18 protein-coding genes are annotated in these 20,951 nt (G+C 35.2%); 15 read left to right on the top strand and 3 right to left on the bottom strand.

From position 1 onward, the window contains the following. Positions 1-13 precede the first annotated feature (13 nt). Positions 14-2,068: a protease Lon-related BREX system protein BrxL gene (gene brxL / locus MHB44_RS14350; RefSeq protein WP_341299719.1), complete on the top strand. Its 2,055-nt coding sequence runs from the start codon at positions 14-16 to the stop codon at positions 2,066-2,068. Positions 2,069-2,138: 70 nt separating this feature from the next. Next, the gene (locus MHB44_RS14345; RefSeq protein ID WP_341299718.1) at positions 2,139-2,360 is read left to right on the top strand and encodes a hypothetical protein; all 222 of its coding nucleotides are present in this window, start codon (positions 2,139-2,141) and stop codon (positions 2,358-2,360) included. Positions 2,361-2,802: 442 nt separating this feature from the next. Here the strand turns inward: MHB44_RS14345 and MHB44_RS14340 are convergent, their stop codons facing one another. Then, positions 2,803-2,997, bottom strand: a complete 195-nt coding sequence (locus MHB44_RS14340) for a hypothetical protein (RefSeq protein WP_341299717.1) — start codon at positions 2,995-2,997, stop codon at positions 2,803-2,805. Between the two features lie 83 nt (positions 2,998-3,080). Further along, complete coding sequence (locus MHB44_RS14335) at positions 3,081-4,061, bottom strand: ParM/StbA family protein (protein ID WP_341299716.1); 981 nt, start codon at positions 4,059-4,061, stop codon at positions 3,081-3,083. A 331-nt stretch (positions 4,062-4,392) separates the two neighbouring features. On the opposite strand from MHB44_RS14335, the gene MHB44_RS14330 reads away from it, so the two are divergent. The 6 genes from MHB44_RS14330 (at position 4,393) to MHB44_RS14305 (ending at position 11,171) form a co-directional block, all read left to right on the top strand. Further along, positions 4,393-6,252 (top strand): DEAD/DEAH box helicase family protein, encoded by a 1,860-nt coding sequence (locus tag MHB44_RS14330; protein ID WP_341299715.1) that lies wholly within the window; start codon positions 4,393-4,395, stop codon positions 6,250-6,252. 1,649 nt (positions 6,253-7,901) lie between these two features. After that, positions 7,902-8,750, top strand: a complete 849-nt coding sequence (locus tag MHB44_RS14325) for a hypothetical protein (RefSeq protein ID WP_341299714.1) — start codon at positions 7,902-7,904, stop codon at positions 8,748-8,750. Between the two features lie 19 nt (positions 8,751-8,769). Next, the gene (locus MHB44_RS14320) at positions 8,770-9,165 is read left to right on the top strand and encodes a four helix bundle protein (RefSeq protein WP_341299713.1); all 396 of its coding nucleotides are present in this window, start codon (positions 8,770-8,772) and stop codon (positions 9,163-9,165) included. Then, positions 9,165-9,518, top strand: coding sequence for a hypothetical protein (locus MHB44_RS14315; RefSeq protein ID WP_341299712.1), 354 nt, complete (start codon positions 9,165-9,167; stop codon positions 9,516-9,518). The genes MHB44_RS14320 and MHB44_RS14315 overlap by 1 nt, the downstream gene beginning before the upstream one ends. An 81-nt stretch (positions 9,519-9,599) precedes the next feature. Beyond that, positions 9,600-10,424, top strand: coding sequence for a DUF5677 domain-containing protein (locus MHB44_RS14310; protein ID WP_341299711.1), 825 nt, complete (start codon positions 9,600-9,602; stop codon positions 10,422-10,424). Positions 10,425-10,598: 174 nt separating this feature from the next. Next, entirely contained in the window at positions 10,599-11,171 is a 573-nt protein-coding gene (locus MHB44_RS14305) for a recombinase family protein (protein ID WP_341299710.1), read from the top strand. A 131-nt stretch (positions 11,172-11,302) separates the two neighbouring features. Here the strand turns inward: MHB44_RS14305 and MHB44_RS14300 are convergent, their stop codons facing one another. After that, positions 11,303-11,971 carry a hypothetical protein gene (locus tag MHB44_RS14300; RefSeq protein WP_341299709.1) on the bottom strand — a complete coding sequence of 223 codons (669 nt, stop codon included), beginning with the start codon at positions 11,969-11,971 and terminating at the stop codon, positions 11,303-11,305. Between the two features lie 100 nt (positions 11,972-12,071). Here MHB44_RS14300 and MHB44_RS14295 point away from each other — a divergent pair, with 100 nt between their 5' ends. The 7 genes from MHB44_RS14295 (at position 12,072) to MHB44_RS14265 (ending at position 20,945) form a co-directional block, all read left to right on the top strand. Beyond that, complete coding sequence (locus tag MHB44_RS14295) at positions 12,072-12,911, top strand: TnsA endonuclease C-terminal domain-containing protein (RefSeq protein WP_341299708.1); 840 nt, start codon at positions 12,072-12,074, stop codon at positions 12,909-12,911. Continuing rightward, positions 12,895-14,979: a Mu transposase C-terminal domain-containing protein gene (locus MHB44_RS14290; RefSeq protein ID WP_341299707.1), complete on the top strand. Its 2,085-nt coding sequence runs from the start codon at positions 12,895-12,897 to the stop codon at positions 14,977-14,979. Before MHB44_RS14295 ends, MHB44_RS14290 begins: the two co-directional genes overlap by 17 nt. Then, positions 14,963-16,558 carry an AAA family ATPase gene (locus tag MHB44_RS14285; RefSeq protein ID WP_341299706.1) on the top strand — a complete coding sequence of 532 codons (1,596 nt, stop codon included), beginning with the start codon at positions 14,963-14,965 and terminating at the stop codon, positions 16,556-16,558. The genes MHB44_RS14290 and MHB44_RS14285 overlap by 17 nt, the downstream gene beginning before the upstream one ends. Continuing rightward, positions 16,555-18,081 (top strand): TnsD family Tn7-like transposition protein, encoded by a 1,527-nt coding sequence (locus MHB44_RS14280; RefSeq protein WP_341299705.1) that lies wholly within the window; start codon positions 16,555-16,557, stop codon positions 18,079-18,081. Before MHB44_RS14285 ends, MHB44_RS14280 begins: the two co-directional genes overlap by 4 nt. Positions 18,082-18,239: 158 nt before the next feature. Then, positions 18,240-18,920, top strand: coding sequence for a hypothetical protein (locus MHB44_RS14275; RefSeq protein ID WP_341299704.1), 681 nt, complete (start codon positions 18,240-18,242; stop codon positions 18,918-18,920). Between the two features lie 28 nt (positions 18,921-18,948). Further along, positions 18,949-20,082: an XRE family transcriptional regulator gene (locus MHB44_RS14270; protein ID WP_341299703.1), complete on the top strand. Its 1,134-nt coding sequence runs from the start codon at positions 18,949-18,951 to the stop codon at positions 20,080-20,082. A gap of 74 nt (positions 20,083-20,156) precedes the next feature. After that, positions 20,157-20,945 (top strand): nucleotidyltransferase domain-containing protein, encoded by a 789-nt coding sequence (locus MHB44_RS14265; protein ID WP_341299702.1) that lies wholly within the window; start codon positions 20,157-20,159, stop codon positions 20,943-20,945. The last annotated feature ends 6 nt before the right edge of the window (positions 20,946-20,951 follow it).

Below are 20,951 nucleotides of genomic sequence, written 5' to 3'. Positions count from 1 at the left end.
GGGAGGGGTAGCTTTGGAAGAGTTGCATGAGGCGAATACATTAGAATTAGATAAAAAATTGAACGATGTTTTTGCGGGGCGTGTTGTTCGCAAGGATTTAACAAAGCTCATTAAGGAAGGCGCAAATGTGCCAATCTATGTACTTGAGTATTTATTGGGCATGTATTGTGCAACGGATGATGAAGATAGCATTAAAGAAGGTATAGACCGCGTTAAAAAAATCCTTGCAGATAACTTTGTTCGTCCTGATGAAGCGGAAAAAATTAAAAGTAAAATTCGTGAGCTTGGTCAATATTCCATCATTGATAAAATTACAGTGCGCCTAAACCCGAAGAAAGATATGTACGAGGCGGAATTTTCGAATTTAGGGCTAAAAGAGGTCCCTGTGTCGGCATCTTATGTGAAAGAGTTCGATAAGCTATTGGCTGGTGGTATTTGGTGCATGCTCAAAATCGATTACTTCTTTGATGAAGAACAGCGCAATATGAGCCCATTTAGCGTAGCGAATTTAAAGCCAATACAAATGCCGAACATGGATTTGAATGAAATCGTTGAAGGACGTAGACATTTTACGAAATTAGAGTGGATGGACATTTTAATTCGTTCAACAGGAATGGAGCCGACGCAATTAACAGAGCGTGCTAAGTGGCATCTGTTACTACGTTTAGTGCCACTTGTAGAAAATAATTATAATATGTGTGAACTTGGACCTCGTGGGACAGGGAAATCGCATGTTTACAAGGAAATTTCGCCGAACTCGATTTTAGTATCGGGCGGACAGTCCACAGTAGCGAATTTATTTTATAATATGTCAACACGCTCAGTCGGACTTGTCGGAATGTGGGATGTCGTTGCCTTTGACGAAGTGGCAGGCATTAAGTTTAAAGATAAAGACGGCATTCAAATTATGAAGGACTATATGGCAAGTGGATCCTTTGCACGTGGTAAAGAAGAGAAAACAGCGTCTGCTTCAATGGTCTTTGTGGGGAATATTAATCAAAGTGTCGATTCTCTCATTAAAACATCGCATTTATTCGCGCCATTTCCAGAAGGTATGAATAACGATTCGGCGTTCTTTGATCGTATGCATTATTACTTGCCAGGATGGGAAATTCCAAAAATGCGTCCTGATTTCTTTACTGACAGATATGGTTTCATCGTTGATTATTTAGCGGAATATTTCCGAGAAATGCGCAAACGCTCATTTGGCGATGCGATTGACCAATATTTCAAGTTAGGAAATAATCTGAACCAGCGTGACGTCATCGGTGTACGGAAAACGGTATCAGGTTTATTAAAATTGCTTTATCCGCACGGTGAGTTTTCTAAGGAAGCGGTTGAACAAGTGCTTCAGTATGCATTGGAAGGACGTAGACGCGTGAAAGAACAGCTGAAAAAAATCGGCGGTATGGAATTTTACGATGTCATGTTTTCGTATATTGATAAAGAATCGTTAGATGAACAGTACGTTTCGGTACCAGAACAAGGTGGAGGCAAGCTAATTCCTGAAGGACTAAGTAAAGCTGGCCATGTATACACAGTAGGCGTGAGTGAGTCAGGAATGATCGGTGTGTACAAATTAGAAAATCAAATTGTATCGGGATCAGGAAAGTTTGAAAAGTCGGGTATTGGAGCAAACCGTGCTGTTAAGGAAAGTTTGGATACAGCATTTCGTTACTTTACAGCAAATAGTAAAAGTATTAGTAGTTCTATAACGATTAAAACGAAGGATTATTTAATGCATATTGCAGATTTACAAGGGATTGGATTATCACCTCAAATATCCGTAGCTGAATTAGTTGGATTGTGTTCGGGCGCATTAGACAGACCTGTCCAAGAAAGTATGGTTATTTTAGGAAATATGACTGTAGGTGGAACTATTGAAAGAATTGAAGAACTGGCAAATGTATTACAAGTTTGTGTTGATGCAGGCGCGAAAAAAGTATTACTGCCTTCTATGTCGATTGTAGATCTTTCTTCAGTTCCTTCAGATTTAGTAACGGCTCTTGATCCTATGTTTTATAAAGATGCAAATGATGCAATATTCAAGGCGTTGGGTGTGAATTAGGTCATATACGTTAAAAGGGGCGAATACAATGACAGTAATAGCGCCTCAAAAAGTTCGGGGAGGTCTTTCTATGCCAAAAGAACATACAATATTAAAGGATGTGACATGGGAGATTGACCAGCAGTTATACGTCATTCATAACGTTCCTGTAAATGCGTATGAGGGCGACGTAAATGACCGCACATATAGTTCAGAAACAGCTTTAAAGTTACTATTGCTAAAAGATTTAATGGAATCAGCAGAAATCCCAAGTGAGATTGATTATTCAATAGCGAGCGCACTAACATTATAAAACAAGAGCCAATTACTATTCGAGTGTAAAAATAGTAATTGGCTTTTTTGTGCATAAAGCAACAGTTCAATAGGTTATTTTTCAAAATCTATTGATGGTTCGTCATCAGTTGGCTTTTCTACATTTACAACAAGTAACACTGCCTGAATTTATCTGCAATCGCCAGCGCCTCATGATAAAGTTTGCAAGCATCTGGATTTATGTTCAAGAAGGAGAGAGGCAAATAGAGCTGTGAGTAGATTATCAATTATGGTTTTAATGTAATTGCAATACGAATATATTTTGGTTTCAATTTGAATTTGTAATAATAATCGCAATATATTTAGACATCTATTTGGATTAGATTATCGATTATAATTGCGATTAGAGTTGGATTATATTGTTGAATACATATGTACAAGCGCGGGAAAAATCCCGCTATATTGTTAAGAAACTAACTCGATTAAAACAATTGATCGATAATCATTTTTTCTTCAAAGTCTACGGATTCATTATGGTCAGTAGGCTTTTCTACGTTTTCAATTACTTGTACAGCACCTAACTTATCAGCAATTGCCTGCGCTAATGCATCTATCGAGTTATTGGGAATAGTCCTGTTCATATCATTACGAATTAAGTTGCGGATATAGCAACTCAAGTTTTGTCCCTGCTCTCGAATTGATTGTAGATGCTCTATTATATCGTGGTCCTCCGCTAAAAAACTTATCGTTATTCGATTTCTCATACATTGTTCTTGATTTTTAAGATTTGAAGAAATGATTTGACGTTGGTGAATTGCGGATTGACCTCAGTGTGCGCATGAGGAAAATATTTTTTAATGCAGTTGTGCAATAGTAAAGCGCCACCGCCACAGAAGCTAATATTAGTGTTGTTAAACGTATAGCCACGACTTTTCGCAAATGAAATAATCTCTTGGAAATGTGCATCTTTTATTTGTTCAATTAAATGATAGCTATCAGTGACGATAGCTCCCTCAGACATTAAATATCCATCGTGAATGATTCGTTCGAGATCGTTCTGTGCGACAGCGATACCAAACCGTTCATTGATCATTCGTCCGATTTTACCTTTCAATATATTACAGCCGTCATTAGAAACGACCATACTACTGAAATTTGGAGTCACTGTGTCAAAAATGCAATAGCTCACATTTAAACCGCCAATGTCCACTACTGTAGTATTAATATTTTTAGCTGACTTCACATCATGAAAAACGGCTCCCACACCTTCAAATACAGCGATTGTGTTCCGAAGTTCGAACATAAAAGGAACACCGTTAACTTCGATTACAATCGGGTTATTTAAGTTTTCAATGAATTCGAGGTAACGCTTTTTGGAAGTAGCGTCTTTATAAGTTGAGATAGGGATATTTACTGCGACTTTCAAATCGACAGTTGAGGGATTAATATTTGCTTGCTTTAATAATTCTGCAATCGCAACGTAAATGCACAGCTTATGAATTTCCTTCTCTTTTGATAGATCGTAACTGGAGTAGCTTTCATCAACCATATTGCCGATGATATAAGTTTTACCGTTATGCTTGATTACATATGAGCCAGCTGTAACATCGATGTCTAATGATGTTGTCACTTCCTGCATTTTGGTTCGGAAGTAGACGTAATGTTCCTTGTTGTTGTGGTAAAGGATTGCTTTCGTTCCATATTTTCCGCTATCAACAGCGATAAGTGCTTTTGGTTTCATTGTATAAATCAGCTCCTTAAAAGTTTTGATATATACTATGCACTTAATGGAAAAATATAAGACATTTCATAAAAAAATTGTCGAAGTAGGTTTGTTGAATATGAAATGTCATAAATGCTTATAATATAGTGCAACGAATATATTGAAGCGTAAATAGATGAATGCGCTTTGCTAAACAGATAGCTTTTTGGTTCTGTGCTAATAGTTGTATATCGATAGAGTTATGATGTTAACAGTATGCAATAATTTATAAAATTATCGTATATTATGATTGACAATAAAATGGGAATATTTTATTCTATACTCAAAAATTATGAAAGGAAGTAGTGCTATGTCTACTAACAGAAAAGACTTCGTAAACAATATGCAATTACACCACAACAAATTGATTACTTCGCCTCAGGCAGATGAAGATATTAAGCCTGCAACCAATCATGATCAACTTTCCACCGATACTCTCCAAAAAACTTGTGCCTCAGAATCATATTTCCACCAATTGAAAGAACACATCTTTAATCAGTCGTTATGGGATTCCAACCGCTTTCATGTATTCAATCACGAGGCTGGGACAGGGAAGACGAGATGGACGCTTGCTTATATTGCTGAATTAGTTATGACAACGGATGCAAGAGTAGTATTCGTTCAAAAATTTGCGAAAGATGCAGATGATGAATGCGGTGCGTTAAAGCAAACAGTACAAGAAATTAATAGCCATTCAAAAAAAGAAGTTGCTGGCTTTATTAACAGCAAAATGCACAAAAAAAGTTTTAAAGAAATCGATGAAATATTAAAACTCCCAGTGCTTGTTATCACGCACAAAATGTATCAGCAAATTTGTCGCGGGCTTCACAGCAATTATATGAAAGATCGCGATGTCCTCATAATTGATGAATTTCCACACTTAGTTGAAAGGGTGTCCATATCTCGCAAAGATATAGGTGACATTTGGATAAATGCAGATATGTTTGAGCAATCCAATAAGATTTTGAGCATGGCAGATGATTTAAGGCTCTTCTTGCTATCCCTTAAAGAAGATTCATTCTATAAAACAACTATCCCCACAATCCGTTTTGATGACGAAAAATTTAACGGCTATCAAACCCTCCTTAAGCAGTGCCTTCAAGTGAAATTGAATAACCCACATTTGAAATCCTCTTTAGAAAATCTACTTCATATATTGAAACATGGTTGCATTTATTATCAAACTGGCTTTCATACGTTCAATCACGACATTGAATTTAAACTGTTAAAAAATAACATCATCTTAGATGCAAATGCTGAGTTTGAAAAGCGTTATGAACTATCTCCTCTATTTCATGTAGTTCCACAAAATAAGTATTATGACTACGCAAATTCCACGCTATATTCTTTCAATGAAAATACGAGTAAATCAGCCCTCTCTAAAAAGAATCAATTTTTCCAAACGGTTTTAGATCGACTGGATCTCGCTGATGACGAGAAAACATTGTTCGTTACAGATAAAGAACGAAAAGGTGAATATGAAAGTCAACTTGTTGGAGAATTTTCAGAGGAGCCAGTTCAAGTAAACCAGCAATTGCTATCAGGATTTGCTGAGGTTAAAAGCTATTCATCTGTTGATTATTTTGGCAATCTTATTGGAGTCAACGCATATAAGGACTATCAACATGCTATTATTTTGAAAACACCGTATTTTGATTTTCCAAGTTATGTGCTTGATTATCTATTTTATAGAAAAGAAGAGATTAAGGATGCGGAGCTATTTTCTGCAAATGATTTCGATGATGTTCGCAACGCAATTGTTGCAGGTGAAATATATCAAGCATTAAAAAGGGTTAATCGAAATAATGCATTAAGTTCAAAATTCATTGTCTTTATGAATAATAAGGAAGTAATGCAATTGTTATTGAGCCAATTCCCAAATATTCAATTTGTGGAAGATGAAATTCACGTGCGACGAGTAAAGAAGCACAGAGTCAACACGAACAAAGAAAAAGCGAAAGCAATTTTAATGCAAATGAAAAACGAAGGCAAAGCAAAAGTGAGGAAGAAGGAACTTAGGGACAAATTAGAAATAGCTTCCCCAGGTAACTTTAAGAAAATTCTCAATGAACTGGAGCGAGAAGGATTTTTTAAAGCGAACAAAATCAACTGCCCAGATAGAGGACAAGTCATATATTTTGCTGGGGAGCTATTACAGCAATCATCATAACGTAAAGAATGAAGCTGACGGATTTATAAGCCGTTAGCTTTTTCTTTTGCCTCGTGCGCTGTACTTTTATAAGTTGTAAAAACCCGTTCGATGTGGACCTTTACGGTATAACATCGATCCCAGCAAATGAATATGCAATGGATTTAGGCATTAAAAAAAGTTGTATAAAAATAACGCTTATATAAAAGAGCGGTACGTAAACATACAACTTTTTTATGTGTCACCATTGAACACTATTGTTATTGAAAATACACATCATAAAGGAAGCACAATGAATATAAAAGCTTTGACAAATTGAACATTGCTACATTAGAACAAAGCAACATTAAAAGCGGTTTTGCCAATAGATTTGTATTACCTATAATGCTGTAGAATCATTTAACCATATTACATGATTAGGTTGCTTTGTTCACATGGGGAGTACGTCAAATAGAAGTAGCCTAACTAATAGGTAATCGTTTCAATAATAAATGGGGAAGTAGCTACTTCTATTGGATGCAATGCAATAATGCAAATGGACATTGAGGTATATCTCCTCCAGCTGTGCAAGGAATTGAAAATACAATACAAAGTATAAGTTGCTATATTATTTTATGGAATGCAATGTATTCATAGTTCCATGATTTATACAGCTTACGAAAGTAGCCATATGCCTTTATATGCAATGCGAAATTGCAATTGTAGTATATTCTTCATCAATTAATGGGAGGGTTTATTCAATGTGAAAGAGTCATACATTGCTGTATTTGTCATTCTGCCAGGGGAAAGAAAAACTACTCAATGCAAAAGGACCAATGTACACAAATGCTGTTGTATTAGTTCAATCCACTTGTTATGAGCATTTAATGCAATTGGGCAATGCAAATCATGGTGTTGTATTACACAATTGTATGTAACGCCACAATTGGTATATGAAGCTCATGGCATAATTGATGCAGTGAATTCTATAAAGTAGTATGATCATTTACCAATGAACTCAATGCAACGGAAGCACATTTTGGCAGTGTAAAATTACCTTTTAAACAAGAATTAATGTGCTTTCATAATATTGAACCTACCTTATAAAGTGTTATGAACCGCTTATTTGAAACATTATTCACAATGAATGCAGAGCAAACAGATGGTGTTGAATCTCCTATATGGGATGGCGGTACATTTCAACTTCTGTTTGCGTGAAGCCAATGTTATATAAACCCGTTGCAGGAGTAATCCAATCTGCTGAAGTTTTTTCAGCAAAAGTTGTATTTACGGTATATGTCTATATAAAGAGGTTAATAAACATACAACTTTTGTGATCATTAAGGAGTGTTTCCTTTATTATGCGCATGAACGGGTTTTTACAATTTTTGTGAGTAGCATTACATGTTGCACTACTAAACGCTGGACAGGCATTTTGTTGAAAAAAATATACATGAACCTCAAACATGGTAGAACCAAAATGACCTTTGCAATTATTGACTTCATTGGTATAACAATGGTGTAGACATAAAAAGCTACAACTAATGTTACTGTTGCAAAGGTGTGCTGTGTTCCAAATCATTTAAAATAGTAAGACATCATAGAACACAAAACGTATTGTAGTACGTTGCAATTTAAATTATTTTATAAATGAAGATGCCCCAAACACTTATTGAAAGGAATGAATTCTATTGAAGGAAGAAACACTTTGGACAGAACCAATGCAATCAAATCCAAATTGTAGTGGATGGACATCATTAGCTGACTATTATGTATTCGACGGTTTAAATGAAAAATTGCCTACGAATTTATGCAATTTAGATGTGGCTCTTCTTGGTGGTATAGCGCCCGAAGTATATGCATTAGTAGGAAGAAACTTCGACGAACGCCACGCATTGCTCATTCATTTGGCGGAGCAATTTGCACACAATGACTACCATGTAATCTATCTCACCAGCAATGATTCACCGCAAAATATAATGAATAAACTTCTTTTACGATGTGACTACAAGCTATATCGTAATGAATCTTCCACAGTGCCGATGATTCTTCAGCAGTTACAATCCTCTCCTGAAAAACAATCACTATTCCTGAAACAGCTGTATAAAATATCTCAGAATATCATAGTGGAAAACCAGCCTTCTAAAAGCCTATTAGAAGAAAGAATCTCTAAACTATGTGAAACCAGCAAAGTTGTGCTTCTGTTAGATGAACAACCGTGTTTTCCAATTGAACCGATTGATTATGAATATTACAGCAATAAATTCAACAGCTTGAGCATAATTGCACAACAATTCAAAGTGCCTGTCCTATCAACTGTAACATTGCCAAAAGAAGAGTATGGGACCTTAAAAGAAGGCTTTCCCACAAAAGTAGGCATAGAAAATTATGCTGATACGATTTTCCTCTTTGAAAAATCTAAACCAATAAACACCCCGTATGTATTAAATGTAAAAATCCTCAGCAAAACCCTTTCTATTAAGGAGCAATTCGTTTCTCTAACTTATCATCCAACACATTGTTATTTTCAAGACGCGTAAATGAAAGGAGCAAATTTAAATGGCAGTAAAAAAAGAATCTATAGGAGATTTCCGCAAATTAGACGTTTACCGAAAAGCATTAGTATTCAATAAAAAGATGAATAATCTTATTGAAACTTTTCCAGCTTACGAAAAGAATAATCTTTCTGATCAATTGCGACGCGCGAGTACAAGTGTTTGTGCCAATATTGCGGAAGGAGTATCTAACTTTTACTATGGCAAAGAATATGACCGCCTAAATAGCGCAATTGGTAGCCTTAGTGAATGCCGATGCTTTTTAGATATATCTCGAATGTTAGAATATATCACTGAGGATCAATATCATACGCTTGATAAACTTGCTGAAGAGGTGTTGAAAATGTTAATCGCATTAGCTAATAGAACAGAAAAGCTAATGAAGGAGGACGCCTCATAATGCATGTGCCAAATTTTAAAACGAATGTGATGTATGACAGAGCCACCGATCTATTATTTGAAGTATATTGTGACACTGAAAACTTAGCAGAGGCGCAAGCGATGCCGTTACGACAATCGGCGCTGTATATCGTAAGAAAAATAACGCGCGCGATTGTTGAACGCAATCATAAGATGAAGATGAAATTGCTGAATCAGGCAAAGGAGAAAATTGTAACATTGCGTGATGAATCATATAAGATGTATGAAGAAGGATTGATTGATGGCTATATGATTGATAATTTTGCGGAACAGCTGTTGAAATTGATTAATTATCAGTTTGGGAAGATGAAGAAATTTGAGGAGGGGCATTAACTTGCTCAGCGAGTTAATGCTCTTTATTGTAATTAGGTATATAATATTAAATACCAATAAATGTATTTAAGGTGGGGTTAGATGGATAACAATGGGATACTAAAAAATCTGTTAGTTAAATTGGATTGTTTGAACAAGGATATTGTTGATCAACAATCCATTGTAGTTGTACCAGCAAGAAGACAAGCTAATTTACCAGTTAGCGACCTGGATATTGAAGAAGATTATATATTTTTTTGTTTTGCAAAGTTCACTAAAACATTAATTTCGATTCAAAAATTAATAGAATCTGGATTGTTTGAAGATGCATTGATTTTGACAAGGAGCAATTATGAGTGCTTCATTCATGCGAAATCAATAATAAAGCAAAATGACATGATTAATCATTTGGTGGAATATAAGTTAGGTTTAATTGATGAAAAGAGATATAAATATGCAAGCAAAAATGTCATTGATATTCATACTTCTGAGGTACATCCTTACATTAGTCAGGTGAAAGATATTGCACAAAAAGCTAATGAGTATATTACATATAAACATGTATATTCGTATTTATGTGATATAACTCACTGCAATTTAATCACTTCGTCATACTATAGAGATGGTGTCCATTACAGCTATAAATTAGTGAATAAGGAAGCTGAATTTAATGCACTACTTTGGAATGTATATTTTAACCTGAAATTTTATAATACCTTGATTGAAGCTGAAATTTTTGAAATTGAAGAATTGGAAGAAAGAGTATTAGATGTTTTATCATCAGATTCACTGAAACTGATGACAGTTTTTGAAGCCGAGGAAAAAAGAATCATTCAAGAATTAAAAGATTTGAATGATGAAAATCAAATCGTGGAATTAAAAAAATATCTTAATGTAGTAGGTAAATTAAAGCGAAATTTGGGATGAATTTTAAAACATCTTTAAATCGTTGTCCCAAAATCATACTTTTTGGGAGTTTGAAAAAATGTGTTCCTAAAACTCCCTTTCATACATTTGGAACATTTCATCTACTTCACATACATTTTGAAACATTTTATAATGGATGCAAACGCATATTCGTATTGAAAGGAGTGTTTCAATTTGAGAATTGGATACTGCAGGGTGTCATCTCAAAGCCAAAATATTGATCGGCAAATGATTGCGTTGAAGGAGCAAAAGGTTGAGAAAGTTTTTGTCGAAAAGATTAGCGGGAAAGATAAAAACAGACCTCAGCTCCAAGAGATGATGAATTTCATACGCGAAGGCGATACGCTAATAATCGAATCGATTTCACGACTTGCGCGCAATACACGTGACTTCCTTGAAATTGTGGCTACTTTATCCGAACGTGGGGTTGAAGTAATCAGTTTAAAGGAAAGTATTGATACAGCTACGCCTCAGGGAAAGTTTGTATTGACGATTTTCGGAGCACTTTATGAACTTGAACGAGAAAGTATTAAGCAACGTCAAATGGAAGGGATTGCAGTTGCTAAAGCAAAAGGTGTTGTATTTGGACGCCCAGCAATTAAGGTCGATGACAAATTTATAAAGGAATATAACCGCTGGAAAGAAGGTAAACAAACCGCGACGGAAACATTTAAAAAGTTGGATATTTCACGCACGTCGTTCTATCGGAAAGTTAAAGAACTTGAAAATAACAGCACTATTAATTGAAAGGAGTTAGCAAAATTGAACAACCAACTTAATAATGTAAAGAAGCCATGATTCTTTAGGTAACCTCAAAAAAAAGCGAGGTATTTGCCTAAAGGGAACATGGCTTCATTTTTTGTCCAAAGTCAGCACAATTATTGTTTTCCAACGAGTGGATGTAATTTATCTCTTAATTTTTTTTCGATTTCTTCAACAATCATATAGCGACTTTTTGATCCAAGTTTAGGAAACGCCGAAATTGATACTCTGATAGGAATTTCTTTAAAATCTGTTGCTGAGAGTTGAGAAAGTTTCATGCTAAATGTACTTGAATCGCATTTAATATGTTGAAAAACTCTCTTCTGAATATTGTTGTTAATTCCTAAATAAAGTGGTACCCAGTCCATATTTATAAAGTCGTTTGTTTTTGATTTTAGATTGTAATGCTTTAATAGCCTTTTCTTAATTAATTTGGGAAAAGTAGAATTTGCTCTTTCGTCACTTTCTGACCAAAGAACTTCTAAACGATAAAAAAAATGCTCTCGTATAGCACTTTCTTTAGACTTTTCCCATACTTGGTTAGATTCGAATTGATTTTTATAAAACTTTCTCAAATCAACTTCAAATAGGTAAAGACCAACTGTATCAGGAAGAGCGTATGTTTTTTTCTGTATGTCGTCCAATTTATCAGACATAGAAAAGGTAATTTGGTTTTCTTTATTTGTGAAATTATTTTGGGCTTCTGTTGTAAATGCCTCAACTAAATAGTCTAAAGTGGTATCGAATTTTTCTAATTGCTTGTCAATGTTTTGATTATTGGTCATATATTTATCCCTCAATCCTCTTAGTTAAATGCTCTAACTATTATAAGTTTTCTATTATATGAAAAAAAGTATTTCTGTAAAAACAAGTGAGGTGTTATGAATGATTAAAGAATGGAAGGATTCAACCTTAAAGCGTTTTATCCAAGAAGGACGCGGTGCAGGTGATGGCAAGGAGTATAAGCCTTGGCTTCAAGTGCAGGATGTGAAATCACGTGGTCGTTCTACTCGCATTTTTAGTCAGAAGACGCAACGTGTGATGCATCTGCTGAGCGATTTGCAATTGCATTATTACTATTTATTAGAGTTTGATGAAGCAGTGATCGATATTCGTGAGCATTATCCATTGCTCGATTTGCATGAACAGAATTTGCTATTTGATGCGAAGCTACAGAAGAAGTTATTTAACGCTAAAACGAACATGCCCCATATTTTCACGACAACTTTTTATGTAACGAAAGTTAATGCTAAAGGTGAGCCATATTACGAAGCCCGTGTTATTAAAAGTTCATCTGAGTTGGATAAGCCAGCAACAATTGAAAGGTTGCAAATCATGTACAGCTATTTTAATAAGAAGGAAATCGATTTTGGCATCGTGACTGAGAAGGATATTAATAAACAAAAGGCTCTAAATATTGGATGGTTCATGACGACATTCGATCTTACTGACTTTCCAGAGATTGAAGCGATACAGCATTACTTGCGAGCAGATTTATTCAAGCTTTTTAAAGTGCAAGGAATGACTTTTACTCGCGCATTTACGCGATTAGAAAAAACATATCAGCTGATTGATGGTTCAGGACTTACATTGTTTAAGCATTTGCTCGCTACAAAGCAGTTGGTGATGAATTTAAATAATCCAATCGAATTAACGGATTGCGTATCAGTATATGACATTCGCATAAACGAAACGGACGGTGGTCGCGATGCAATTAGCGGTTAATCAACTTTTAAAAAGTTTAGAAAGCAACTCAATTGAACGAATCGTATGGCTGGATGATCAATACTGTTATGTTGTGAACGTAAATGAAGAAACGTTTCCTTATCAATTAGCGATGGAGGAAGTAATCGAAAGCTTGCAAAATGAAGCAAAGGTTATTGTTGAGCATGATCCCTATGCAACGACTGTTGAAAATGACGAACTAACAGAGGCGGAATTATCGAAACGTGAATTTGCATGGGCTATTATTCAAGCAATCTACTCGGTTCCTGCTATTTTTGATTCAAAGCTAAGGGCGCAATTGATAAAAGAAGCAAGTGAGGACTTTGGCGTTACAAAGAAAACGGTTCGGCAATATTTAAAGCGATTTTGGGCAAGGGGGATGACGAAAAATAGTCTGCTACCCGATTATACGAACTGTGGCAAAGTTGTAAGCCGAGAGAAATCATTTGATAAGAAGCCTGGAAGACCAACTGTGTATGATTCAGCAATTAAACGAGCACCTGTAACTGAGGAGTGGAAGAAAATTTTTCGCGGTGCATTAGAAAAGCATTATTTCATTAAAACGAAGCCTTCATTGAAATATGCCTATCAACAAATGGTGAAAGAATCGTTTTCTAAAAAGGATGCACATTCGGGTGTTAAAGTGCTTGATTTGGATAATGCGATTCCATCATTTGATCAGTTTTATTATTGGTATCGCAAGTGGTACAAAGCGGATTACGCAGTACGAAGACGCGAAGGGCAAAGAGAATATTTAAAGAACTATCGAGCGATTATTGGGAGTGCTACACAGGATGCAAAAGGGATTGGCGTATTCGCGATTGACGCTACTATTGGCGATATTTATTTAGTATCAACATTAGATAAAAACAAGATAGTTGGGCGACCGACGATTTATTTAATAGTAGATATTTTTAGCCGAGCGATTGTTGGTGTAAGTGTTACGTTGATGAATATGTCGGGAGAATCTGTAAGGGTAGCATTAGCAAATTGTTTTGATAATAAGCAAGCTTTTTGTAAGCGCGTTTTAAATATGGATATTGGTGAGGAAGATTGGCCGATGCATTATATACCTCATACCATCTTAGCAGATCGGGGAAGCGAATTAATATCTGACACTTTAACAAGCCTTACTGAAAACTTAAATATTAAGCTAAGTAATGTAGGTCCGTATCGTCCAGAACTTAAAGGTATTTGTGAGTCGTACTTTGGGATTTTACAGCAACATTTAGCACCGTTTTTACCAGGAGCTGTTCAAAAGGATTTCAATAAACGCGGTGGAAAAGATTATCGCAAACTTGCGGTACTGAACATCCAGCAATATACGCAAATATTAGTTCGGTGCATCATTTATTACAATCATCGTTATTTGAAAGATTACCCGTTAACCCAATCGATGCTTGAACAACATGTGCTACCCATTCCTGTTGAAATTTTTAAATGGGGATTGAGTAGAGGGAATGGACGTTTAATGCAGTTATCTTCTGAACAAATTCGGAGCAATGTTTTTCCGACTGCTAATGCAATGATTACAGCAAAAGGGATTCGTTTTAATGGATTGTATTATAGTTCAAAGCAGGCGCTAAAGGAAAACTGGTTTTCTCAAGCACGTATAAAGGGGAGTTATCAAATTTCTATTCAATATGACCCCCAAGATATGTCTTGCCTGTATATTCGCCATGATCGTAGAAACTACGAAGTGTGCCACTTAGTAGAGTATCAATCGATGTATATAAATACAACGCTTGAGGAAGTACGACTGCTACAATCGGAGCGCCGTCAACAACATGCGGATTTCGAGCAAATTGAATTGAACCATCAAATACAGCTGGCACAGGAAATTGAAGCTATTGTACAGCAGGCGAAAGCAGAAGATGATTCAAGCTTACAGAAAGACGTTAAAGGAATTCGTCATAATAGAAAGCTTGAGCAGAAGCTTTTTGCTCGTTCAAGGTCTGAACAAAATGATCAACCACCAGTTGCGCACATCACACCAATTCAGAAAAATAAACTATCTCTATTTCAAGCTAAACAAAAGGAGGTATTGGAGGATGACTATTCAACTTAAAAACGGAACAGTTGCACACTTGGCTAATTATCAAGCTGATGCAGATTTAATTGAATTTCGAAATAATCCATTAATTGAAGCACTACCACCGATTTATTCACATGAGCAGTTAGTTGAGTTGCTCATGCTATATCCACCTTTTCATGAAAGTGAACGTTTATTAGATGAATATAAACGTGTGCATTGTATTCAACGGCTTTTTCAATATTTTCAACCGTTTCCTTTGACGTTGCAAATTTACGTATCAATCGACCGTGCTTTGCGTACAGGCTATTTGTCACGAAATCCATTGTCACAGGAATATGCGTCAAGCTTCTATAATAATCGGAATCTAAAAATGAAGAGTTTCGATAATGTTGCCAACCAAACAGGACAGACAATCAGTATTATTGGTACATCTGGGGTAGGAAAAACACGCACACTGCAACGGATTTTAAACCTTTATCCGCAAGTCATATCGCATGTGGAATATAATGAACAGCCATTAAATATGTACCAAGTCACGTACTTATTTATACAAACACCATTTGATGGTTCAGTTAAAACACTGATTTACGATTTCTTTTATCAGTTCGATCAATTAATGGGGACGAAATATTTTGATCGATATGCGAATAGCCGACTTTCTACATCTCAATTGATGCCGATTGTTGCAAGTCTTTCAAAAAACATCGGGATCCTTATAATTGATGAAATCCAACATTTAAAATCGATGAAACAGAAAAATTACACTGAAGTATTGAATTTCATGACGACATTAATTAATCAGGTTAATATCCCCATCGTAATGGTAGGTACACCAAAGGCGATGGAAGTGCTCCAGTTACAATTTAGACAAGCAAGGAGAAGCTTTAATCCTGGCAATATTATATGGGACCGTCTGCAACAGGATGAAATATGGGATTTGTTAATTGCAGGTCTGTTTAAATACCAATGGACACGCTTGGAAACGCCACTAACACCAGAGTTATCCGCATTGTTTTATGAGCATACGCAAGGAATATGCGACATATTAATCAAGCTGTTCATGATGGTACAGCTCCGAGCCATTAGTAGCGGTGAGGAAAGGATAACACCAGAGCTTGTTAACAAAGTAGCAAATGAAGAATTGAAAATGGTCCAACCGATGCTTAAGGCATTAAAAGAAGGCAATGTTAAACGCTTAGTAGAGTATGATGATTTGTTCATGCCAAATATCGAAAACTTTATGCAACGTGAGAAGATTCAATTGGATAAAAAGCAGGTGATGCAGTCGCTAAAAGATGGCGTGGACAAGCATCAAAAACAAGAACAATTGGTTAGTGAAGCTATTGTTCGACTACAAGTATTAGGTATCGACGAAGCTGATGCGAAACCACTTATTATGAATGTTTTGAAAGATGAATCGATTGCAGATGTCGCAATAGTTGTTAAAAAAGCTTATTTAGCGTCAACTAATTTTGTATCAAGGCCAGCTGTGGAAACGATAGATTTGCGAGAGATTGTGAAGCAAGGAAAACAAGCGGAACAGACGGCTTATGAAGCTTTACTCGAGAGTGGACTGATTCGCCGAGAATACATGGAGTGTGATGCTTCGTGATTATCGAATTCCCAACGCCATATAAAGATGAATTATTGTATAGCACAATTGCTCGTTATCATCTACGATCAGGCAATCTGTCATATTTGCATACATTGGAGGACCTGTTTGGCAAGCGCACGACAACCGCTACGCCAATTTTACCGTGTGGCATCAAAAAGCTAATTAACGAATTGCCAAAGCATACAACTTTAACGGAAAAGATGCTGATTGAACAGCATACTTTGTATCCATTTTACACAGCATTTTTGCCAGCGGAAAAAGCGGTATCCATTTACAATCAAATGATTGGCGATGACGGCAAAACTTTATATACAACAGCAGGCATTATGTCGAGTGCGATTTCAAAAAATAAGTATTTTCACTTTTGCCCACTGTGCTTTGAGGAATCTGAACATGGCGAACGATATTGGCATCGATTGCATCAGCTTCCTGGGCAATTGATTTGTAAAAAACATCATGTGTTGTTAGAGAAAAGCACCGTTCGATTAATACAGCCTGATCGATGTAGTTTCGTTTCGCCAACTGCTGAAAACTGCAAGTACAATAAGATTCGCTATGTGACTGAGCCATTGAAAAGGCAATATATGCGACTGTTAGAGCTAATCGATGAACTGTTGTCGAATCCGATAAATCATTATTCGTTTGGAGAGTGGACGAAGTTTTATCACATGCTTTTATTTCAAAAGGGATACGGTAAAGGGAAATCAAAACTACTTATCGATCAGTTGCAATTGCAGGAGGACTTTTTGCATTTTTATTCGGAAGAGTTTTTAAACAGTTTAGGTATTACATCAACAGCGTGGGTGCGCTTATTGACTCAAAAGCATAGGAAGTCGTTTCATCCGTACCACCATTTATTGATGTGCGAATTTTTAGGGGTAAAGGTTACCGATATACCAGCGATTATGAATTCAATTAGCGGTATAAGTATAAAGAAACCTGTTGCAACACCAGCAATCAAACCAACAAATCCGAAAATCCTTGAACGTATAGAAGATAGGAGGCAAGTGTGGTTACAATTGCAAGAGCTGTATCCGAATCACAGTAAAACTGAGCTACGAAAAATGCACCCAGCTGTCTACACATATCTATACCGTTATGACCGTAACTGGTTAGAAATGAACTCGCCTAAGCCCGCATCCCGTAAAGCTATTAATAAACGAGTCGATTGGGAACAACGTGATGAAGAATTACTTGAAAAAGTTAAGAAGGCAACAGCTAATTTACTTGCACGAACGGAAAATTTAAGGCGCATTACAATTAAAGCGTTGGGGGATGAAATAGGCGAATCGGCATTATTAGAACAGCAACTTCACAAACTGCATAAAACTAAAATCTATATCGAAAATGTAAAAGAATCAGAAGCTGAATTTCGTATGCGAAGAATTCGGTGTGTAATAGAGCAAATGAGGGAGAATGGAGAATCGTTTCAGTATTGGAAGGTAATCAAGAGAGCGGGAATTAAACCAATATTTTTTAATGAGGTAAAAGAATATTTTAGATTAAGTAAGTTATTCTAAATGCAATGGATTTCTTCTCAGATAAAAGATAAATCAATTGACATTTAATTTTAAAAAAGTATAAAAACTTTACTTTTTTCGATAAAATACATTTAAACTTGACAAAAAATAAAGAAAAGTAAATAATGTTGGTATATTATGGTTTTAGGGGTGATTAGATGAATCCTATTATAGAAAAATGCATGCTTACAAATGAACAGAAATCTATAATTCTAAAAGGAATAAACCAAGGAATAACAGAGTATCAAGAACTTAATGATTTGCTTCCAGAAACTATCACCAAGAAATATTCTCCATTTTTGCTTTCGGATTTAGTAAATACTCATGTAGCAAAAGAGATTGAAAATAATCCACATACATTAATGAAAGTTATAAAACGGAAGGCAGGATTCCATCCATATATTGTAATTCAAGATCCTGTTAGAAACATCTTTATATTGTTATCTAAATTATATGAGAATCAGTATATTTTAACTCCAAGTGGATATAGAGGAGATTTTGCGTCATCTAATGGTGAACGTCTTCACGAAATGGGAATGAGTTTAGAAGAAATATACGGGGAATCACCTTATCAGTTTTCATTACCTATAGGAATTGAAAATCAACCATTTGGCATAATAATATGTTATGACGGTAGGAGTGGGAAGGTTTATGATGGAGCTTTAAGACCAGATCAAGAAGATTGGATTTATAAAGAAGATATTACGGATTCCATTTCAATTAATACTGAAACTCTTATACCATTAAATAATTATCAATCATCAGATATTCAATTATCACTTAAACCATCTGTAGAAGATGATATAGTAGTAAAACTGAAAAGTAAAACAACATCTTAGAGATACTAAAAGTTAGGAGCATTTAAATATGAATGTAAGGAAGGAACCGATATTTAACCCAAGAAGATTAAAAGAGGCGCGATTAATAAGAGGTTTAACAATAAGAGAGCTTGCTGAAAAAATAGGGGTTACGAAACAAGCTATTTCTCAATATGAGTTGGGAGAACATATTCCAAAATCTGAAACTATGATGGCTATTATTAATACATTACAATTTCCTAAGAACTTTTTTTACAAGGAGTTTAAAGAACAGTATTTAGGGAATACATTTTTCCGTGCAAATGCAACAGCAACTAAAAAGAGTAAAGAAATGCAACTCAATAAGTCGATGTTAGCGGGATATATCTACGATTATCTATCACAATATATTGATTTTCCAGATTTAAATCTCCCTGATACATCATTATATAATTCAGACTGGGATAATAGTTTAATTGAAGATTTAGCTTTAAAGGTTCGAGAGCATTGGGGTATCAGCGATAATCCTATTGGAAATATTGTCCGTTTATTAGAGAAAAATGGAATAATGGTCTTTTCTGTCGATACGGATAGTCAAAAAGTTGATGCATTTTGTCAACATCGAACAGGAAGACCGTTTATCTTTCTTGGAAACGATAAACAGTCAGCGTTTAGAAGGCAATTTGATGCTGGACATGAATTGGGGCACATATTAATGCATTCAGACATCGATGATCAAGAAGTTTTAAGTAGAGAAGAAAACAAACTCTTAGAGAAACAAGCTAACTATTTTGCTTCCGCATTATTACTTCCAGCAGATGCCTTTGCTAAGACTGTAACTTCAACTTCTTTATTACACTTTGTTGAATTAAAAAAGTATTGGCAAGTTTCTATAGGTGCTATGATATATCGATGTAAAGAATTGAATTTAATTGATGAAAGTAAATATACTTCACTTCAAAAACAGATGTCTATGAAAAAAATGAGAACGAAAGAACCATTGGATGATGTATATCCATTACAAGAGCCGATTGTTTTAAAAAAGAGTATTCTCATGTTACTGGAAAACAAAGTGAAAAATGAATTACAACTTATTCAAGAAATATCAGTTCCTCAAGAGTATATTGAAATGTTATGTAATTTGGAGGTAGGTACTTTAAATTTTAAAGAATCAGAGCCTACTATTAAACTGGTTAAGAAGTAAAGTTTTTTCAAACACCCTATAAGTCAAAATTTTGTATTTGATCAAAGTCTTTATGTTAGGAAGGAATAAATTCAATGAGTGTACAATCCTACTTGGAAAACCTATCGAATAAATTAAATTTAAAGCAAGATGAAAAAGAAAAGGTAAAAAAATCGATTGATACATTATCTGATAGATTGAATCGATATTTTGATGATCAACTAAAAGAACACTTTAAATTTGGTTCTTATACCAGGGGGACTATTTTGCCAAGGAAGGCTGATCCTAAATCTGATGTTGATTATATGGTCATTTTCAAGAATCCAAATAATTATAAGCCAAATACTTTACTAAATTATCTGAGAAACTTCGTAAATTATTATTATAAAAGTTCAGAAATTTATCGGTCGCATCCAACTATTGTCTTGGAACTTAATCACATTAAGTTTGAATTAGTTCCTGCAAAGAAAGATGATTGGGGTACAATTTATATACCTTCACCTTCTTCTTCATATGAAGATTGGATGACAACCGATCCAAATGCCTTTAATCAAAAGCTCACTAATGCAAATGTAAATAATTCGAATAAAATAAAGCCCCTGGTACGTTTGATGAAATATTGGAACCGAGAAAATGGTAGTTATTTGTCCTCTTACCAGTTGGAGAATTGGATCGTGGAGAACTATTATTGGGGATGTAATAATTTAAAAGATTATCTGTATAGTACCTTTGAGAAACTCACTTACAATTATAATGATCCACAAGGATATAAAGATAAAGTAGATAGAGCAAAAAAGATTATTAAGAAAACAAAAGAGTACGAAGCCGATAATATGCCGTATTCAGCAGAATCAGAAATAAAAAAACTATTTCCTGATTTCTAAAGGGGA

This window comes from Lysinibacillus sp. FSL H8-0500, assembly GCF_038051955.1.
In the GTDB taxonomy this organism is placed as follows: domain Bacteria; phylum Bacillota; class Bacilli; order Bacillales_A; family Planococcaceae; genus Lysinibacillus; species Lysinibacillus macroides.
The sequence above is the reverse complement of the archived record's forward strand: the minus strand, read 5'-3'. Positions and strand labels throughout refer to the sequence as shown.